Genomic DNA, 15,068 nt, shown 5'->3' with positions numbered 1-15,068 from the left:
TTTCCGCTTCGCTGCAACCCAGCCTACGGGTGGGTCGGGCGCTCGGTTCATGGAAAGCCTTATGCAACCATTGTCTTCCTGCATAGTCCACCTACGCATACAACGGACAAGGAACAGTCTTGAAGCCCGGGATTCTGGCGATCGACATCGGTGGCAGCGGCCTGAAAGCGGCCGTGCTGGATCAGCGCGGCAGGATGCGCAGCGAGCGCGTCCGCGTCGAGACGCCGCATCCCTGTCCGCCGAAGCGGCTGGTGGATACCGTGGTTGCGCTGGTCCAGGGCCTGCCGGCATTCGATCGAATCTCGATCGGTTTTCCGGGCGTCATCCGTAATCGCAAGGTGCTGACGGCGCCGCACCTGGACACCGGACTCTGGGCCGGTTTTGCGCTCGCTGACGTGCTGTCGAAAAAACTCGGCGGTCATCCGTCCCGAATCATCAATGACGCCGAAATGCAGGGCCTTGCGCTGATCCGCGGCAAGGGTCTGGAGCTGGTCATCACGCTCGGTACCGGCGTCGGCACCGCGCTGTTCCGCGACGGCGAGATGACGCCGCACATGGAGCTTGCGCATCATCCGCTGCGTGACGACAAGACCTATGACGAAGTCCTGGGCGATGCCGCGTTCCAGCATGGTGGCGCAAAGCGCTGGAACAAGCGGCTGCGCCAGGCGCTGGCGCTGCTCGAGGTGCTGCTGCATCCCGACCGCATCATCATCGGCGGCGGCAACGCGCGGCATGTCGACGCCGACGATCTGCCGCTCTCGGTCAGCATCGGCTCGAACATCGCCGGCATCGAGGGCGGTGCCGCACTGTGGCGGGTCGGCCAGCGGCGCGCAAAAAAATGAAAGCGGCCGTTCGGCACGGGTGTACTCGATCACTCGCCTCCGCGTGCGCTATAAGCGTCTACTTTTGCAGTCGCCAGGCGCTCACGACGGGCAGGGCTCATTCAGCTCGGCTGCCAGCCCAGCTGCGTAACATCGGCGCCTAGCTCATCGCAGTTCAACGGAGCATGAACATGATTGAAAACCCGAGCGATCGCCTGTGCATCGACACGATCCGCACACTGGCGATGGACGCGGTGCAGAAAGCGAACTCCGGGCATCCGGGCACGCCGATGGCGCTGGCCCCGGTCAGCTATACACTGTGGAAGCAGTTCCTCAAGTATCACCCTGAACATCCGGACTGGCCGAATCGCGATCGCTTCGTGCTGTCGGTCGGTCATGCGTCGATGCTGCTGTACTCGCTGCTGCATCTGGCCGGCGTGACGGAGATTGATGCTGATGGCAAGCCCAGCGGCAAACCGGCGGTGAGTCTCGACGACATCAGGCAGTTCCGCCAACTCGACTCGAAGACGCCCGGCCATCCGGAATACCGGCTGACGAGCGGCGTGGAAACCACCACCGGCCCGCTGGGCCAGGGTTGCGGCAACAGTGTCGGCATGGCGATGGCCGAGCGCTGGCTGGCGCAGCACTTCAATCGCGACGACGCGAAAATTTTCGACTACAAGGTCTACGTGTTGTGCGGTGACGGCGACATGATGGAGGGCGTGTCCAACGAGGCCGCCTCGCTGGCCGGCCACTTGAAGCTGTCGAACCTGTGCTGGATCTACGACAACAACACCATCAGCATCGAAGGCCATACCGAGCTGGCATTCAGCGACGATGTCGCGATGCGTTTTCGCGGCCTGGGCTGGAACACGCTGCATGTCGCGGACGCCAACGATACGGCAGCGCTGGCCGCCGCGATCGAGGCGTTCAACCAGACCACCGACAAACCGACTCTCATCGTCGTCGACAGCGTGATCGGCTACGGCTCGCCGAACAAGCACAACACCGCGGCCGCGCATGGCGAGCCGCTGGGTGTCGATGAAATCAAGCTGACCAAGAAGGCCTACGGCTGGCCGGAGGATTCGAGCTTCCTGGTGCCGGAAGCAGCGCGCCATGTGTTGCGCGACGCGATGGCCGAGCATGCCAAGCCGGCTTACGACGACTGGCAGAAGGCCCTCGAGCAGCTCCAATCCTCCGAGCCCGCGCTATACGACGAATTGCAGCGCATGCGCGCCGGCCAGATGCCGCAGGCCTGGGCACAATCCGAGCTGAGCTTCGAGCCCAACGCGAAAGGTATTGCGACGCGCGAGGCCGGCGGCAAAGTGCTCAATGCGTTTGCTCAGCAGCTGCCCTGGTTGATCGGCGGCTCCGCCGATCTGTCGCCGTCGACCAAAACCAATCTGACGTTCGAAGGCGCCGGCAGCTTCCAGGCGAAAAGCTATGGTGGCCGCAACCTGCATTTTGGCGTGCGCGAGCACGTGATGGGCTCTATCGCCAACGGCCTGGCGCTGTCGTATCTGCGGCCGTATACCTCGACTTTCCTGGTGTTCAGCGACTATATGAAGCCGCCGATCCGGCTGGCTGCGATCATGGAGCTGCCGGTGATCTTCGTGTTCACGCACGATTCGATCGGCGTTGGCGAAGACGGCCCCACGCATCAGCCGATCGAGCATTTGGCTATGCTGCGCGGTATCCCGGGCCTGATCACGCTGCGGCCGGGTGATGCCAACGAAGCCGCGGAGGCCTGGAAGCTGGCACTGTCGCTGACCCGGCAGCCGGCGTGCATCGTGCTGACGCGCCAGCCGCTGCCGACGCTGGATCGCAGCCGATACGCCGCCGCCAGTGGCCTGGCGCGCGGCGGCTATGTGCTCGCCGACGCGGACGGCGGCAAGCCCGAGGTGATCCTGATCGGCACCGGCAGCGAAGTGTCGCTGTGCATCGAGGCGCACGAGCAGCTGAAAGCCGCGGGCATCCGCTCGCGCGTGGTGTCGCTGCCGAGCTGGGAGCTGTTCGAGCAGCAGGACGCTGCGTATCGCGAGCAAGTATTGCCGCCGTCGGTCACCGGCCGCGTCGCGGTCGAGCAGGCCGGGCCGCTGGGCTGGGATCGCTACGTCGGTATCAGCGGCGCCAAGCTGGTGATGACAAGCTTCGGCGCATCCGCACCACTGGCCAAGCTGCAGGCGAGGTTCGGCTTCACTGTCGACAACCTGGTCAAGCTCGCTACCGAACAGGCATCGAAAACAAAATAAACCGTCGATTGCGCACCCACGTCGGCAAGGGATTGCCGACCTACACGAAGGACATATGATCGTGAGCACACTTAAAAAACTCAGCGAGGCCGGGCAGTCGCCCTGGCTCGATTTCGTCAGCCGCGAGTTCCTCAACAAGAGAGGTCTGCAGAAACTGGTTGCCGAAGATGGCCTGGGCGGCGTGACCTCGAACCCGTCGATCTTCGAGAAGGCAATGGGCCAGGGCAGCGACTACGACAGCAGCCTGCAGGCGTTTCTGGACCGGGCCGATGCCGATGTCGTCGACGTCTACGAGCATCTGGCGATCCAGGACATCCAGGCCGCTGCCGATGCGCTGCGCCCGGTCTATGAGCGAACTCAGGCGCTCGACGGCTACGTCAGCCTCGAGGTCTCGCCTTATCTCGCCTTCGATATCGCTGGCTCGCTGGTCGAGGCACGGCGGCTGTGGAAGATGGTCGATCGGCCGAACCTGATGATCAAGATCCCCGGAACCGCCGACGGCGTGCCGGCGATCCGCCAGCTGATCGAGGAGGGCATGAACATCAACGTCACCTTGCTGTTCTCGCTGGACTCGTATCGCGCGGTCGCCGAGGCCTATGTTGCCGGCCTGGAAGCGCGGGCCAGAGCCGGCAAGAGCGTGGACCGCATCGCCAGCGTCGCCAGCTTCTTCGTCAGCCGTATCGACGGCAGGATCGATGCGGCGATCGACGCCAGGCTCAAGGCGGGCGCGGGTGCCGACGAAGCCCTGCTCAAATCGCTGAAGGGCAAAGTGGCCATCGCCAACGCGAAGATTGCGTATCAGGACTACGAGCAGCTGATCGCCGGCGCGCGCTGGAAGGCGCTGGCAGCGAAGGGCGCGCAAGTGCAGCGCCTGCTGTGGGCCTCGACCGGCGTCAAGAATCCGGACTATCCCGACACCTTGTACGTCGATACGCTGATCGGCCGCGACACCGTCAACACGATGCCGCCGAAGACCATGGATGCGTTCCGCGATCACGGCACGGTCGCTGAAACCATCAACCAGGATATCGAGTCTGCCAAGCGCGTACTCGCCGATGCCGAGCGTCTGGGGCTCGATCTCGCCGGTGTAACGGCGGATCTGGTCGTCGACGGCGCCAAGCAGTTCACCGACGCGGCCGACGCGCTGCTCGCCGCGGTCGGCGCCAAGCGCAGCACGTTTCTGGGCAAGCGCCAGAACACCGTGAGCTACGACTTGCCGGATACGTTGGCCAAGGCGGTAGAGAAGTGCCTCGATCACGCACGCAAGGACGGCTGGCAGCGCCGTCTGTGGAAAGGCGACGCCAGCCTGTGGACCAGCGGCGACGAATCGAAGTGGACGGGCTGGCTGCCGGCAGCGGAAGGCACGCAGGTCGATGCCAGGCTGCTGTCGCAACTCGGCCGCGACATCGCCGCCGAAGGCTTCCGCGACGCGGTGCTGCTCGGCATGGGCGGATCGAGCCTCGGCCCGGAGGTGCTGTCGCTGACGCTGGGATCGGCGAAGGGCGCGCCGCGCCTGCAGGTGCTCGACTCGACCGATCCGGCGCAGATCGCCGCGGTGCAAAGCCGCATCGATATCGCGCGCAGCGTCTTCATCGTCTCGAGCAAATCCGGCGCGACGCTAGAGCCTGAAATCCTGCGCGCTTATTTCCATGCCGCCGTCGTCAAGGCGGTTGGCGCCGACAAGGCCGGCCGGCAGTTCGTCGCGGTCACCGATCCGGGCTCCCAGCTGGAGGCGGCTGCCCGGCGCGATGGCTACCGCGCGATCATCAGCGGCGATCCCGCGATCGGCGGACGCTACTCGGTACTGTCGGCTTTCGGCATGGTGCCGCTCGCTGTCAGCGGCCACGACGTCGCTGCGTTTTACGAGCGCACCCGGCCGATGGTTCGCGCCTGCGGGCCGAGCGCGCCGCCGGCGATCAATCCCGGTATTTATCTCGGCGCGGTGATCGGCGAAGCGCTCAAGGCCGGGCGCGACAAGCTGACAGTGTTTGCATCGCCCAAGCTTTCGAGCATCGGCTACTGGCTGGAGCAACTGCTGGCGGAATCCACCGGCAAGCAGGGCAAGGGCGTCGTGCCGGTCGCGGCCGAGCCGATCGGGGCACCGGGCGTTTACGGCAGCGATCGTCTGTTCGCGTACCTGAAGCTGGCCGGCGACGACAGCCGCGATCTCGATGCGCAAGTCGATGCGCTGGCCAGGGCCGGACATCCGCTCGTGCGCATCACGCTGGCCGACGCCGGCTTGATCGGCCAGGAGTTCGTGCGCTGGGAAGTCGCCACCGCGATTGCCGGCGCGGTGATCGGCATCGATCCTTTCGACCAGCCCGATGTCGAGGCGAGCAAGATCAAGACGCGCGCGCTGACCGACGACTACGAGAACACCGGCAAGCTGGCCGCGGAAACGCCGCTCGCCGAAGACGGCGCGCTGGTGTTTTACGGCGACGCCGCGTTGAAAGGCGACGGCAGCCTGAAGTCGATCATCGCCGCGCATTTGGCGCGTCTGCAAGCCGGCGACTACGCCGCGGTGCTCGCCTACGTCGAGCGCAACGCCGCGCACGAGGCGCTGATCGAAAGCATGCGCGTTGCCATCCGCGATGCCCGGCACAACGCGACGGTTTCGGGCTTTGGCCCGCGCTTCCTGCATTCCACCGGCCAGGCCTACAAGGGCGGACCGAACAGCGGCGTGTTCCTGCAGATCACCTCGGACGCGGCCAAGGATCTGCCGATCCCGGATCGCAGGATCAGCTTCGGCGTCGTCGAACTGGCGCAGGCCCAGGGCGATCTCGGCGTACTGCGCGAGCGTGGCCGGCGCTGGCTGCGCATTCATATCAAGGGCGGCGACGTCGCTGGTGGTCTCGAGCGCATCGCACACGCGGTCCGGCAAGAGGTATGAGCTTTTCCCCTCTCCGTTGGAGAGGGTGGCCCAAAGGGCCGGGAGAGGGTGGACGCTTGCAGCTGCAAGCATCCCTCTCCCGTCGCTGGCGCGACACCCTCTCCCAGGAGAGGGAATGCAACCGATTACTTTCAACCGATTAATTTCAACAGGGAACCCGCCATGCAACTCGGCATCATTGGACTAGGTCGCATGGGCGGCAATATCGCCCGCCGCCTGATGCGCAAGCATCACCAGACCGTCGTCTACGATCGCAGCGCCGACGCGGTCGCCGCGCTGGTCAAGGACGGCGCCGCCGGAGTCGACAGCCTGAAGGCGATGGTCGCCAGCCTGGCCAGGCCGCGCGCGATCTGGGTGATGCTGCCGGCCGGCGCGCCGACCGAAGACACGATCACGCAGCTTGCATCGATGCTCGATCCGGACGATACGATCATCGACGGCGGTAACAGCTTCTACAAGGACGACATCCGCCGCGCCAGAACGCTGGCCATGCAGCAGCTCCACTACATCGACGTCGGCACCTCCGGCGGCGTCTGGGGCTTGGAGCGCGGCTACTGCATGATGATCGGCGGCGACAAACCAATCTTCGAGCGGCTCGAGCCGCTGTTCGATGCGCTCGCTCCGGGCTACGGCACGATCGACCGCACGCCGAACCGCAAGGCCGCCAACGATCGCGCCGAGCGCGGCTATATCCATGCCGGCCCGGCGGGCTCGGGCCACTTCGTCAAGATGGTTCACAACGGCATCGAGTACGGCCTGATGCAGGCCTATGCCGAAGGCTTCGACATCCTGAAGAACAAGAATTCGACGATGCTGCCCGAGGATCAGCGCTTCGATCTGGATATGGCCGATATCGCAGAAGTCTGGCGCCGCGGCAGCGTCGTGTCCTCGTGGCTGCTGGACCTGACCGCGTCGGCGCTCGCCGGCGACGCCTCGCTGGCCCATTACACCGGCGAAGTCGCCGACAGCGGCGAAGGCCGCTGGACCATCGATGCCGCCGTCGAGCAGGCGGTGCCGGTGCCGGTGCTGGCGACCTCGCTGTTCGCCCGCTTCCGTTCGCGCGAAGAACACACCTATGCCGACCGCCTGCTGTCGGCGATGCGCTTCGGCTTCGGCGGGCATGTCGAGATCCCGCAGTAATGGTGGGCAGCAAGGCCGACGCGAAGCAGCTTGCCGCCGCAACATCCGTGTCGAAAAATAAACCGCCGAAGATCAAGCCCGATCTGAAGCGGGCAGCACTGGCGCCATCGGCGACCCTGTTCCTGTTCGGTGCCGCCGGCGACCTGGTCAAGCGGCTGCTGATGCCGGCGCTGTGCAATCTGCGCCGTGACGGCCTGATTGACGACAGCCTGCGCATCGTCGGCGTCGACCACAATCCGCGCAGCGATGGCGAATACGCCGACAGCCTGCGTGATTTCATCCGCGATGAAATCAAGAATCAGAAGCTCGATCCCAAATTGTGGGGCAAGCTCGCCAAGCGCATCTCGTATCTGCAGGGCGATTTCCTGGCGGATGCGACCTACCAAGGCATCGCCGCCAGGATCAAAGAGGCGAGCAGCGGCAACGCCGTGTTCTACCTGGCCACCGCACCGCGCTTCTTCGGCGACGTGGTCGAATGCCTGGGCAAGGCCGCTCTGCTGCAGGAGACCCGCAGCGCGTTCCGCCGCGTGATCATAGAAAAGCCTTTCGGCTCCGATCTCGCATCCGCACAGCAACTGAATACGCGCATCCTGAACGTGATGAATGAGAAGCAGGTCTATCGCATGGACCATTTTCTCGGCAAGGAGACGGTGCAGAACATCCTCGTCAGCCGTTTCGCCAACGGCATCTTCGAGGCGATCTGGAATCATCACTACATCGACCACATCCAGATCACCGCGGCGGAAACCGTCGGCGTCGAGCAGCGCGGATCGTTTTACGAGAACACCGGCGCGCTGCGCGACATGGTGCCGAATCACCTGATGCAATTACTCGCGATGGTGGCAATGGAGCCGCCGTCGGCGTTCGCGGCCGATGCGGTGCGCGACGAGAAGGCCAAGCTGCTCGGTGCGATCCGGCCGACGATGCCCGACGAGGCGATCGCCAACTCGGCGCGCGGGCAATACACCGCGGCCAAAATCGACGGCAGACAAGTCCTGGCCTACCGCAGTGAAGACAAGGTGGAACGAAGCAGCGAAACCGAAACCTTCGTCGCGCTGAAGCTGATGATCGACAACTGGCGCTGGGTCGGCATGCCGTTCTACCTGCGCACCGGCAAGCGCCTGAGCGCGCGCGATACCGAGATTGCAATCTGCTTCAAGCCGGCGCCGTATGCGCAGTTTCGCGGCACCAAGATCCGCCAGCTCAAGCCCAACTATCTGATCATGCAGATCCAGCCGAACGAAGGCCTGTGGCTGGACTTCCACGCCAAGCGTCCCGGGCCGACCGTCGAGATCGCCGATGTCGACATGGGCTTTTCGTATGCCGACGCCTTCGAGCTGCAGCCCTCGACCGGCTACGAGACGCTGATCTATGACTGCCTGATCGGCGACCAGACCCTGTTCCAGCGTGCCGACGCGATCGAGTCCGGCTGGCGCGCGGTGCAGCCTTTCCTCGACGCCTGGGCCAAGGGCGAGGGCGCCGTGGAAGGCTATGCTGCCGGCAGCGCCGGCCCGAAAGGCGCCGACGAACTGCTAGCCCGCGAGAAGCGCAGCTGGCATTCACTCGGATGACGACCGCCATGAGCCAGGATTCGCTGCCGCCGATCGAGCTGTTGATTTCCGATGTCGACGGGACGCTGGTGCATGCCGACAAGATTGTCGGTGCCGCGACCGTCGCCGCCGTGCAACAGCTGCGCGCTGCCGGCGTGCCGTTCACCATCGTCAGCAGCCGGCCGCCGCAAGGCATGCTGTACCCGAAGCACATGCTGGGCATCGATCAGCCTTACGCCGCATTCAACGGCGGCACGATCGTCAATCCCGACGGCAGCCTTGCGCAGGCCAGCCGGCTGACACTGGCGGCCGCGACCATCGCGCTCGACATGCTGCTGGGGAACCAGCTCGAAACCTGGGTCTATGCCGACAACGAATGGTTCGTGCTCGATGCCGACGGCGAATACGTGCCGCGCGAGCGCCGCACGATCGCCTCCGAACCGGTGCTCGTGAAAAGCTTCGAGCCCTACCTGGATCGCATCGACAAGATCGTCGCCGCCAGCTCGGATCATCCACGGCTCGCGCAGATCGAAAAGGATCTCGCCGCAGCGGTCGAAGGCCAGGCGCGGGCGGTGCGGTCGCAGGCCTATTACATCGACGTCACGGATCTGAAAGCGACCAAGGGCTACGCCGTCGCCGCGCTGGCGCAGCGCATCGGCGTGCCGCTGGAGCGGGTCGCGGTAATCGGCGACGCCGACAACGATCTGCCGATGTTCGAACGCGCCGGCCTGGCGATCGCGATGGGCCAGGCCACGGACGCAGTGAAGGCGCGCGCCGCCTTCGTCACCGACAGCAATGTCGACGACGGCGTCGCCAGTGCAATACAGCGCTACATCCTGCCGCGAGTTCATGGCTCGAAACCCTAGGAGAACCCTATGAGCATTCCCGCATTCGGTGTCGGCACGTTCCGGCTCAAGGACCAGGTGGTGGTCGACTCGGTGCGCACCGCGCTTGAACTCGGCTATCGCGCGGTCGATACCGCGCAGATCTACGGCAACGAGGCCGAGGTCGGCCAGGCGATTGCCGACAGCGGCGTGGGTCGCGGCGAGCTGTTTCTGACCACCAAGATCTGGGTCGACCGCTATTCGCGCGACAAGCTCGTCCCCAGCCTGGAAACCAGTCTGGCGAAGCTGCGCACCGATTGCGTCGACCTGACTTTGATCCATTGGCCGTCGCCGGGCGGTGCCGTGCCGGTGGCCGAGTTCATGAGCGCGCTGGCCGAGGCCAAGGTCCTGGGGTTGACCCGGCAGATCGGCGTCTCCAATTTCACGATCGACCTGATGAAGCAGGCGATCGACGTGGTCGGTGCGGACGCGATCGCGACCAACCAGATCGAGCTGCATCCTTATCTGCAGAACCGCAAGCTCGCCGATTTCGCGCGCAGCCAGGGCATCTCTATCACTTCGTACATGACACTGGCCTATGGCCAGGTGTTGAAGGACGCGCTGATGCTCAGGATCGCAGACAAACACCGGGCGACGCCGGCACAAGTGGCGCTGGCCTGGGCGATGCAGCAGGGTTACGCGGTGATTCCGTCGTCGACGCGGCGCGAGAATCTGCAGAGCAATCTGAAATCCCTGGATCTCAAGCTCGACGCCGAAGACATGGCGCAGATCGCGACGCTGGACCGCGGCCATCGGCTGGCCAACCCGGCGAGCCTCGCGCCGCTGTGGGACTGAGGCCCACAGCGTAGGTCGGCAATCCTTTGCCGACGTGTGTCCCCCGATTGCTTGAGCACGTCGGCAAGGGATTGCCGACCTACTTAGATCAACACCAACAGGCAAGCAGCACGACCTCGGCATCTGGACCGACGCAACTTTCGACTACCTCGATCCGTCCGAACGGCGCGCGCGGGAGTATCTCGTCGAGCAGGGCCTGGGCGACGGAGATTGCCGCGATGATCCAGCAGCACCACAAGATCACGCGGCACAGCGCGGCGAACGGCGAACGCGTCGAGGCGTTTCGCAAGGCCGACTGGATCGACGTGAGCCTGGGTCTGCTCCCGTTCGGTCTGAGCCGCGAGTTTCGGCGGCAGCTGAAGGCGAGCTTCCCGAACGCCGGTTTCCACAAGCGCCTGGTGCAGCTCTCGACGAGCCGGCTGAAGACGCATCCGCTGAGCCCGATGCCGATGATGCGCTGGTGACGTCGCGCCATCCGTCGCGACGATCGGGCCGTTGACGCGGGGCGCCAGCGGCCGGCGATGCAATGCGATGCATGCTCAGTGCTGACCTTGTGTGCCGCGCTGCAGTACCGGCGTTCTTCATGCGACGACGGCGCGGTTGCGCGGCACCCTGGTCAGCCCGGCTTTCAGCTCGCTACCTTGGTAACTGCACTGTAGGAGCGGCTCTTAGCCGCGATTGAGGCTTCACCGGCACAATCGCGGCTAAGAGCCGCTCCTACAGTGCCAGCAGCGAGCTGCGAGCTCGAATGATTAACCGCGGCAAAAACCTTCGCCTTGCTTGATCGTCAGGCAATCGCGCTTGTCCATCAGCCATTTCATGCCGGTTTCTTTTCCGCCGGTGGCGCGGATCGTTTCGGTTTTGCCGTCGCGCTGGAACTCGATGTGATCGCCGACCCCATCGCCTTGATAGGTCGCCGGGCCATCGAGCGACTGGATCTTGACCGTGTAGCCAGCGCCGTTCTCCGACAGCCACAGCAGCGTGCCTTCCGGGCCGGTCCATTGGCCCAGCCAGCGCTGCGGAATCTCGGCGGTAGCTGGCGCGTCGTGCTGCCCATCGCAAGCCGCGAGCAGCATCACGGCGGCGATCAGCACGGCATGGCAAGCCGCTCTGCCGAGGTTCTTGATATTATGAATATAATGTATAGAGATCGGGATCATCGCATGAAGCTAACGGAACCGAGGAGTCCGTTCGATGGACGTACATGAGAAATTCGCCGGGCTCAGCCGAAGGCAGCGCGGTGTCGGTGGGCCGGCGCATCGCGTTCGCGGAAGCCAGGCTGGTGGATGCTCATGGCAAGCTGCTGGCGACGGCCAGCTCGACCCTACTGGTGATCGACAAGCTGCCGGCCTGATCGAAACCTGTAGGAGCGGGTCATACCCGCGACTGAGGCCTGCAAGAGCACAGTCGCGGGTATGACCCGCTCCTACAGCTTTGCCCGCCCACAGTTGAAAAAACCTGCAGGCTGCTAGACCTCGGGCTTCCAGCGATAACGGTCCATCGGCGCGTATTCGCTGGTCAGCGTGCCGTCAGGCCTGATGATCTGCAGCACCACGTCGCCGAGGCCCGCGCGCAGCTTGTTGCTGGCCTCATCGAAGGTGTCGCGATTGACGATCGCGACGCGGGCGCGGCGCGGCGTACGCTTCAGCCGGCTGATCGCCTCCTCGTCCTCGATCATCACGGTGCCGACCGGCGGAGGAGCGGGCGAGTTGGCAAAGCGCGGGGCGCTGGAGATGCCGGCGCGCGCGAGGCTGTCTTTCTCGTCTTCCAGCGCGGTCTCGATCGCCAGCAGTTCGGAGGTCAGTTGCGCTTCCCTGGATCCGAAGCTCTCCAGCACTTCCAGGGCGATCCGCTGCCGGGCGATTTCCAGTTCCCGGCGCATGTATTCGCCGGCCTCGACCCGCAGCGCACTGAGCGCGTCGTTGGTCTGGTTGAAGGCCCGCTTCAACTGCGGCAGCTTGCCGGGGCCATCCAGCAATTGCAGCTGCGCTTGCTTGTCGTCGCTCATCTCGACCTCTGTTTCGAAAGGGTTCGTTCGGGAATGCTGCAGGGCTTGCTAAGACCAACGCCAGTAAAGATAGCGGATCATGAGCCATCGCAGAGCAGGGGAACACGGAATGAGCGCCGAGGCGCAGGTACCGCAGTGGGCGGGCGAGTTGTGGATGGCGCCTGACTTCGTGCTGCTGCACGGCAGCGCTGGTACGACCTCGATGCATGCGCACTACGCACACCAGTTGCTGCTGTCACCGGCGTCAACGGTGACGGTGGAGCTGGAGGGCGAGACCATCAGCCGCCACCGGCTCCTGATCGAATCGATGCGCGAGCACTCGATCATCACCGCGCCGGCATCGATGTTCACGGTTTTTGCCGAGCCAGTGACGATCGCGGCCGAGATGCTGCGCTCGGATGTCGATACCCGCGCGCCGACGCTGGAATCCCTGGCTGAAATCATGCGCCGGCTCGCCCGGCGCCCCGCGGCCGATCCGCGCGTCGGCGATGCACTGGCGGGTATCGATCTGCTGCTGGCCGGCAAGGTCGGCGCAGGTGAACTGGCGAAGCGCGTCGATCTGTCCCTGAGCCAGCTGGAGCGCCTGTTCTCGGCTGAACTCGGCCTGCCGATACGGCGCATGGTGCGTTGGCGACGCCTGCGGCTGGCCTTGGCGCTGGCGCTGCAAGGCCAGCCGCTGACCGCGGCGGCACGCCAGGCGGGCTTCGCCGATTCGGCTCATCTTTCGCGAACCATGCGCGCGATGTTCGGCGTGCGTGCCGACCGGATCTTGCCGGGAATGCGCTTGAAGCTGATCGACTGAGACGCGCTATCGCCGGCCCCGCAATCCGGCGGGCAGCGCCGGGGTCGGAGCTTCGATCGCGCCGCATCGGAAGGGTTCGATCAGCTGCGCGACATAGCCGGCCGGATAGTCCGGGCGAGCGCCGATGCCGAGATCATCGCTGGCGAGGCGATAGCCATTGCCGTCGAACGCGGTACCTAGCAGATGGCGGTCCCAGAACGTGAAGAACAGGCCGAAGTTCACATCGCCGGAGACGCCGTAGCGGATGTGATGAAAGCGGTGCAGCGGCGCCCAGGCGAACACCTGGCGCAGTACGCCGAGCCGCAGGTCGAGGTTCGCGTGTTGCAGCAAAAGCTGGATCGCGATCGCGTAGGCGAGCACCGCGGCGACGTCGATCGGCATGCCGAGCAGCAACAGCGGCGCGACGCCGGCGAGCGCCTCCACCACCTGGTGCAGCGGATGTTTCATCAGGCCGTTGAGGCCGTACAGGCGCGTCACGCTGTGATGCACGCAGTGCAGGCGCCACAGCCATGGCCAGCGGTGGCTGAGCCAGTGCACCAGCGTGATGCCGAAGTCGGCGACGACGATCGCCATCAGCAGTTGCAGCGCGAACGGCCATCGATCAGGCCACAGGCTGGTGTAGGGCCGAAAGGCGGCGGCCTGCGGAATCGCGGCCAAAGACAGCGCCGCCATTGCCTCGTTGACGATCGCATGCACCGCGTCACGAGAGCGGTCGGCGCGGCTGCGGTTCCAGTCGCGCTGATACGGCAGTGCAGTTTCGGCCGCGAAGATGCAGGCGAGGGCCGCCGCGAACAGGGCCGGCAGCCACAACAGAGACAAACCGAGTGTGCCGATCAGCAGCGCCGCCAGACCGATGAAAGCGAGCCAGAACAAGGGCCCCAATATGAACGGGAAGACGAGCTGGAACAGAACTTTCATGGGTCGGCCGGGGAGGATGCAGCCGACAGTGTCCGGTGGAGACGAGCGGCGCGCTTGAACAAACCGCGCATCCAAAAAAAGAGGCTGCGCAATCGCAGCCTCTCTTGCTCAGCTGGCCCGGCTCACTTGGCGCTGCCGCTGAGTGCGGTGAACTCCCGATCCGACAGTTCGATCCTCGCTGCGTCGACGTTCTGACGCAGGTGCGCGACTTTCGACGTGCCCGGAATCGGCAGCATCACCGGGCTGCGCTTCAGCAGCCAGGCCAGGGCGATCTGGCCCGGCGTCGCCTGATGCGCGGCGGCGATGCTGTCGAGCAGCTTGGCGGTCTGGGTCAGCTCGCCGGCTCCGAGTGGAAACCAGGGGATGAAGCCGATGCCCTGCTGAGTGCAGTAGTCGAGCACGTCTTCGCTGCCGCGGTCGACCAGGTTGTAGCGGTTCTGCACGCTCGCAACCTTGAACACTTTCGACGCGGCCTTGATCTCGGCGACCGAGACTTCGCTGAGCCCGGCGTGGCGGATCACACCCTCGTCGAGCAGTTGCCGGATCGCGCCGAACTGCTCGTCGCGCGGCACTTTCGGGTCGATGCGATGCAGCTGCCACAGCCCGATCTGCTCGACGCCGAGCCGGCGGCGGCTGGTATGCGCCTGCTGGATCAGGTATTCAGGGCGGCCGACCGGTGTCCATCGGTCCGGCCCGGTGCGCGTCAGCCCGCCCTTGGTTGCGACCAGGATCTTGCCGTAGGGATGCAGCGCTTCGCGGATCAGTTCTTCGGACACGTTGGGGCCGTAGGAGTCGGCGGTGTCGATGAAATCGACGCCGAGTTCCGGCAAAGCCTTCAGCGTGCGGATCGCCTCGGCGCGGTCCGCCGGGTCGCCCCAGATGCCGCGGCCGGTGATGCGCATCGCGCCGTAGCCGAGGCGGTTGATCTCGATTTCGCCGCCGATTTTAAACGTAGTGGTCATCGGGTTCCTTTCGATGTGGCTTTGATTGCAAGCGGCGGGTCGCGAC

General features: G+C 65.0%; 14 protein-coding genes. 10 read left to right on the top strand and 4 right to left on the bottom strand.

Annotation, left to right across the window (positions count from 1 at the left end; all coding sequences use genetic code 11):
- The first annotated feature begins 119 nt into the window (after nucleotides 1-119).
- The 8 genes from JWQ90_RS18675 (at nucleotide 120) to JWQ90_RS18640 (ending at nucleotide 10,796) form a co-directional block, all read left to right on the top strand.
- Nucleotides 120-842 carry an ROK family protein gene (locus tag JWQ90_RS18675; RefSeq protein WP_299696519.1) on the top strand — a complete coding sequence of 241 codons (723 nt, stop codon included), beginning with the start codon at nucleotides 120-122 and terminating at the stop codon, nucleotides 840-842.
- Nucleotides 843-1,012: 170 nt separating this feature from the next.
- The gene (gene tkt, locus JWQ90_RS18670) at nucleotides 1,013-3,073 is read left to right on the top strand and encodes a transketolase (protein ID WP_299696518.1); all 2,061 of its coding nucleotides are present in this window, start codon (nucleotides 1,013-1,015) and stop codon (nucleotides 3,071-3,073) included.
- 55 nt (nucleotides 3,074-3,128) lie between these two features.
- Entirely contained in the window at nucleotides 3,129-5,963 is a 2,835-nt protein-coding gene (locus tag JWQ90_RS18665; protein WP_366919544.1) for a bifunctional transaldolase/phosoglucose isomerase, read from the top strand.
- Nucleotides 5,964-6,125: 162 nt separating this feature from the next.
- Nucleotides 6,126-7,103 carry a phosphogluconate dehydrogenase (NAD(+)-dependent, decarboxylating) gene (gnd, locus tag JWQ90_RS18660; protein WP_299696516.1) on the top strand — a complete coding sequence of 326 codons (978 nt, stop codon included), beginning with the start codon at nucleotides 6,126-6,128 and terminating at the stop codon, nucleotides 7,101-7,103.
- Nucleotides 7,104-7,174: 71 nt separating this feature from the next.
- A complete protein-coding gene (gene zwf / locus JWQ90_RS18655; protein WP_366919546.1) occupies nucleotides 7,175-8,674 on the top strand; it encodes a glucose-6-phosphate dehydrogenase in 1,500 nt (499 codons plus the stop codon).
- Between the two features lie 8 nt (nucleotides 8,675-8,682).
- On the top strand, nucleotides 8,683-9,519 hold the full coding sequence (locus JWQ90_RS18650; protein WP_299696514.1) for an HAD family hydrolase: 837 nt from the start codon (nucleotides 8,683-8,685) through the stop codon (nucleotides 9,517-9,519).
- A 9-nt stretch (nucleotides 9,520-9,528) separates the two neighbouring features.
- Nucleotides 9,529-10,332: a 2,5-didehydrogluconate reductase DkgB gene (dkgB, locus tag JWQ90_RS18645; RefSeq protein WP_299696513.1), complete on the top strand. Its 804-nt coding sequence runs from the start codon at nucleotides 9,529-9,531 to the stop codon at nucleotides 10,330-10,332.
- A 218-nt stretch (nucleotides 10,333-10,550) separates the two neighbouring features.
- Nucleotides 10,551-10,796 (top strand): hypothetical protein, encoded by a 246-nt coding sequence (locus JWQ90_RS18640; RefSeq protein ID WP_299696512.1) that lies wholly within the window; start codon nucleotides 10,551-10,553, stop codon nucleotides 10,794-10,796.
- Between the two features lie 288 nt (nucleotides 10,797-11,084).
- Here the strand turns inward: JWQ90_RS18640 and JWQ90_RS18635 are convergent, their stop codons facing one another.
- The gene (locus tag JWQ90_RS18635) at nucleotides 11,085-11,426 is read right to left on the bottom strand and encodes a hypothetical protein (RefSeq protein WP_299696511.1); all 342 of its coding nucleotides are present in this window, start codon (nucleotides 11,424-11,426) and stop codon (nucleotides 11,085-11,087) included.
- A 110-nt stretch (nucleotides 11,427-11,536) separates the two neighbouring features.
- Between JWQ90_RS18635 and JWQ90_RS18630 the strand changes: the two genes are divergently transcribed.
- Nucleotides 11,537-11,686: a hypothetical protein gene (locus tag JWQ90_RS18630; RefSeq protein ID WP_299696510.1), complete on the top strand. Its 150-nt coding sequence runs from the start codon at nucleotides 11,537-11,539 to the stop codon at nucleotides 11,684-11,686.
- Nucleotides 11,687-11,800: 114 nt separating this feature from the next.
- Here JWQ90_RS18630 and JWQ90_RS18625 read toward each other — a convergent pair whose 3' ends face one another.
- Nucleotides 11,801-12,340, bottom strand: a complete 540-nt coding sequence (locus JWQ90_RS18625; protein WP_299696509.1) for a hypothetical protein — start codon at nucleotides 12,338-12,340, stop codon at nucleotides 11,801-11,803.
- Between the two features lie 109 nt (nucleotides 12,341-12,449).
- Here JWQ90_RS18625 and JWQ90_RS18620 point away from each other — a divergent pair, with 109 nt between their 5' ends.
- Nucleotides 12,450-13,142: an AraC family transcriptional regulator gene (locus tag JWQ90_RS18620; protein WP_299696508.1), complete on the top strand. Its 693-nt coding sequence runs from the start codon at nucleotides 12,450-12,452 to the stop codon at nucleotides 13,140-13,142.
- Between the two features lie 6 nt (nucleotides 13,143-13,148).
- Here the strand turns inward: JWQ90_RS18620 and JWQ90_RS18615 are convergent, their stop codons facing one another.
- Entirely contained in the window at nucleotides 13,149-14,060 is a 912-nt protein-coding gene (locus JWQ90_RS18615) for a sterol desaturase family protein (RefSeq protein WP_299696507.1), read from the bottom strand.
- Nucleotides 14,061-14,182: 122 nt separating this feature from the next.
- Nucleotides 14,183-15,022 carry an aldo/keto reductase gene (locus tag JWQ90_RS18610; protein ID WP_299696506.1) on the bottom strand — a complete coding sequence of 280 codons (840 nt, stop codon included), beginning with the start codon at nucleotides 15,020-15,022 and terminating at the stop codon, nucleotides 14,183-14,185.
- Between the last annotated feature and the right edge of the window lie 46 nt (nucleotides 15,023-15,068).

The organism is Hydrocarboniphaga sp., from assembly GCF_028291725.1.
In the GTDB taxonomy this organism is placed as follows: Bacteria; Pseudomonadota; Gammaproteobacteria; order Nevskiales; family Nevskiaceae; genus Hydrocarboniphaga.
Note: the sequence above shows the minus strand (reverse complement) of the source record. Positions and strands in the feature narration are given on the sequence as shown.